Here is a 3,452-nt window from a genome sequence, read left to right as displayed (position 1 = left end):
GCTGTCCGCGAGCGGCCTCGCATCCGCCGCGCAGGCGCAGATCGACGCGGCCGCGTCTGCGGTCGTCGCGCATGCGGCTTCCGAAGCCGGCGCGAAGATCGCCGAAGCCGGCAAGAAGCTCCAGCAGTGGAGCCAGCAGAACGCGTCAGGCGCCAAGCCCGCGAGCGGAGAGTGACGCGGGCTTGCATCATCCGCGAAATGTAATTATAGTAGTTACATATGTCGCCGGCCGCGGGATGGGCCGGCGTCGTCAAGTGAGTCAGGAATGAATACCAGCAGCCGGTTCGCGTTTGCCGTCCACGTGCTTGCCTTGCTGTCGATGCAGGAGGGCGTGCCGCTGTCGTCCGACATCATCGCGGGCAGCGTGAACACGAATCCGGCGCTGATCCGCCGGTTGCTGTCGATGCTGGCGGCCGCAGGGCTGACCACGTCGCAACTGGGCGCGGGCGGCGGTGCGCTGCTGGCGCGCGAGCCCGGCGCGATCACGCTGCTCGACGTGTATCGCGCGGTCGACGATGCGCAACTGTTTGCGCTGCACCGTGAGGCGCCGAATCCCGCGTGTCTCGTCGGGCGGCACATCCAGGGCGCGCTGATCGACTACATCGGCGACGCGCAGCGAGCGATGGAAGCATCGCTTGGCACCCGCACGCTGGCTGACGTCACGGCCGACGTGCTGGACCTGGAGCAACGCACGCAACAGGCGGCACGCGCCGGCGGGTGACTGGCGGCAGGGCAGGAAGCCGGACGGCGCGAGAGGCGCGGCGACCGGCGCAACGGGGGCTTTGCCCCGTTTTTTTTTCGGTCTTATATGTAATTAACTGTGTTACATATTTTTATTACTGGAGAATCGATATGACGCAACGTACTTTGAATATCGCGCTGTTCGGCGCCACCGGCACGATCGGCTCGCGCATCGCCGCGGAAGCCGCACGACGCGGCCATCGCGTGACCGCGCTGTCGCGCAATCCGGGTGCAGCCGGCGACGGCATCACCGCGAAGGCGGCCGACCTGTTCGACGCGGCCAGCATCGCAGCCGCGCTGCCGGGCCATGACGTCGTCGCAAGCGCGTACGGTCCGAAGCAGGATGATGCGGCGAAGGTTGTCGCGGCTGCGAAGGCGCTGGTCGCCGGCACGCGCCAGGCAGGGCTGACGCGGCTCGTGGTGGTGGGCGGTGCCGGTTCGCTCGAAGTTGCACCGGGCAAGCAACTCGTGGACAGCGAAGGTTTCCCGGAAGCGTACAAGGCGGTCGCACTCGCGCATCGCGATGCGCTCGACTACCTGAAGACGGTCGGCGATCTCGACTGGACGTTCTTCGCGCCGGCCGCGCTGATCGCCCCGGGCGAGCGGACGGGTACGTTCCGCACGGGCGTCGGCAAGCTGATCGTGGACGCACAAGGCAACAGCAAGATCTCGGCGGAAGACTACGCGATCGCGTTCGTCGACGCGCTCGAGCAAGACAGCTTCGTGCGCGAGATCGCGACGGTCGCGTATTGAGCGGTGCGCCGGCCGGTGGCGCGCGGGCGCCGCGCTGGCCGCGACGTGCAGGAACCTCGGGCGATTCCACCTTCACGGGCGGGATCGCCTGTTTCATTTGGTGCATGCCGCGTACTGGCTGAATCGCTCGTTTCGGGCGGGTACCGGATCGGTATTTATACCGGTCGACGCGGCGCAGCCGTTTCCATATTGTTCCCCGTTGTGCAGGATGAATAGAATAAATTTCTATCTACGAGGGACTGGAGAAATGGACGCCATCGATCGCAAGCTGCTGGAGCTGTTGCAGGCGGATGCCACGCTGCCGATCGCGGAACTGGCACAGCGCGTGAACCTGTCGCAGACGCCGTGCTGGAAGCGCGTGCAGCGGCTCAAGGAAACCGGCGCGATTCGCGCGCAGGTTGCGCTGTGCGATCCGCGCAAGCTCGGGGTCGGCACGACCGTGTTCGTCGCGATCCGCACGAACCAGCACACCGAGGAATGGGCGCAGCGTTTCACGCAGGCCGTGCGCGACATGCCGGAAGTGGTCGAGGTGTACCGGATGAGCGGCGAGACCGATTACCTGCTGCGCGTCGTGGTGGCCGGCATCGACGATTACGACCGCGTCTATAAGCAACTGATTCGCGCGGTGCCGCTGTTCGACGTCAGCTCGTCGTTCGCGATGGAGCAGATCAAGTATTCGACCGCGCTGCCCGTGCGCGATCTTGCGGAGCCGGCCTGACGCGGCAATGAAAGGCCGCGGGCGCGCATTGCACCCGCGGGTTCAGCGGCCGCGCGCCCGTGCGCGTGCGCGTTCGTCGGCCAGCGCGTCGCGGCGCACGAAATCCGCGACGAACGGGCTGGCCGGATGGTGATGCAGCGCATACGGCGTATCCCATTGCGCGAGCTGGCCGTCCTTCATTACGCCGATCCGGTCGGCGATCGCAAATGCTTCGGCCTGGTTGTGCGTGACGAGGATCGCGGTGTGGCCCGTGCGTTTCAGGATGTCGCGCAGTTCGAACGCGAGCCGCTCGCGCGTATCGACGTCGAGATTCGAGAACGGCTCGTCGAGCAGCAGCAGCTCCGGTGACGGCGCGAGCGCACGCGCGAGTGCGACACGCTGTTGCTGGCCGCCCGACAGTTCGTGCGGATAGGCGTTGCCCGAATCGGCGAGGCCGACGAGGTCGAGCATCTCCGCGACGCGCAGACGCCGTTCGGCCTTCGGCATGCGCCGCAGGCCGAACGCGACGTTGTCCGCCGCGCTCAGGTGCGGGAACAGCGCGTAATCCTGGAACATCATGCCGATGCGGCGCCGCTCGGGCGGCACGTCGAGCGACGGCGCCGCGACAGGCGCGCCGTCCAGCACGATGCGCCCCATGCGCACCGGCTCGAAGCCGGCGATCGCACGCAGCACGGTGGTCTTGCCGCAGCCCGACGCACCGAGCAGGCAGCCGATGTCGCCGCGCGGCAGCGCGAGGCTCAGCCCGTCGACCACGTTGCGGCGGCCGTGCGGCGTGTCGTAGGCGAGGCAGAGGTCGGCGAGTTCGAGCAGGTTCATGGTGTCAGGCTCCGATCTTGTGGCGGGTGTGGGCGAGCAGGATCACGGGCACCAGCCGGGCCAGCAGGAGCGCGAGCGCGGCGACCGCGCCTTCCTCGTAGGTGCCGCGCGCGGCTTCCGCATACAGCCAGGTCGCGAGCGTGTCGAGGTTCAGCGGACGCAGCAGCAGCGTCGCCGGCAATTCCTTCATCGCATCGACGAATACCAGCAGCGCGCTGGTCGTGAGCGCGGGCCGCAGCAGCGGCAGGTGCACGCGGCGCAGCGTGCCGCCTGCCGTCTCGCCGAGCGAACGCGCCGCCTGTTCGAGCGACGGCGGGATGCGCGCGAGGCCGGCCTCGATGCTGCCGGCCGGGATCGCGAGAAAGCGCACGGTATAGGCGATCACGAGCGCGGCGGCCGACCCCATCAGCAGCAGCCCGTCGCA

General features: G+C 67.8%; 5 protein-coding genes. 3 read left to right on the top strand and 2 right to left on the bottom strand.

Annotation, left to right across the window (positions count from 1 at the left end; all coding sequences use genetic code 11):
- The first annotated feature begins 265 nt into the window (after positions 1–265).
- The 3 genes from G3N93_RS36665 (at position 266) to G3N93_RS36655 (ending at position 2,212) form a co-directional block, all read left to right on the top strand.
- The gene (locus tag G3N93_RS36665; protein WP_089472448.1) at positions 266–721 is read left to right on the top strand and encodes an Rrf2 family transcriptional regulator; all 456 of its coding nucleotides are present in this window, start codon (positions 266–268) and stop codon (positions 719–721) included.
- Between the two features lie 131 nt (positions 722–852).
- Positions 853–1,494 (top strand): NAD(P)-dependent oxidoreductase, encoded by a 642-nt coding sequence (locus G3N93_RS36660; RefSeq protein WP_206135207.1) that lies wholly within the window; start codon positions 853–855, stop codon positions 1,492–1,494.
- Between the two features lie 247 nt (positions 1,495–1,741).
- Positions 1,742–2,212, top strand: coding sequence for an Lrp/AsnC family transcriptional regulator (locus G3N93_RS36655; RefSeq protein WP_011351482.1), 471 nt, complete (start codon positions 1,742–1,744; stop codon positions 2,210–2,212).
- Between the two features lie 42 nt (positions 2,213–2,254).
- Here the strand turns inward: G3N93_RS36655 and G3N93_RS36650 are convergent, their stop codons facing one another.
- Positions 2,255–3,028 (bottom strand): ABC transporter ATP-binding protein, encoded by a 774-nt coding sequence (locus G3N93_RS36650; protein ID WP_206135206.1) that lies wholly within the window; start codon positions 3,026–3,028, stop codon positions 2,255–2,257.
- A gap of 4 nt (positions 3,029–3,032) precedes the next feature.
- Positions 3,033–3,452: iron ABC transporter permease (locus tag G3N93_RS36645; RefSeq protein ID WP_206135205.1), on the bottom strand; the 420-nt coding region annotated here is incomplete at its 5' end.

The sequence above is a fragment of the Burkholderia sp. Se-20378 genome (assembly GCF_017104665.1).
Taxonomy (GTDB): Bacteria; Pseudomonadota; Gammaproteobacteria; order Burkholderiales; family Burkholderiaceae; genus Burkholderia; species Burkholderia lata.
The sequence above is the reverse complement of the archived record's forward strand: the minus strand, read 5'-3'. Positions and strand labels throughout refer to the sequence as shown.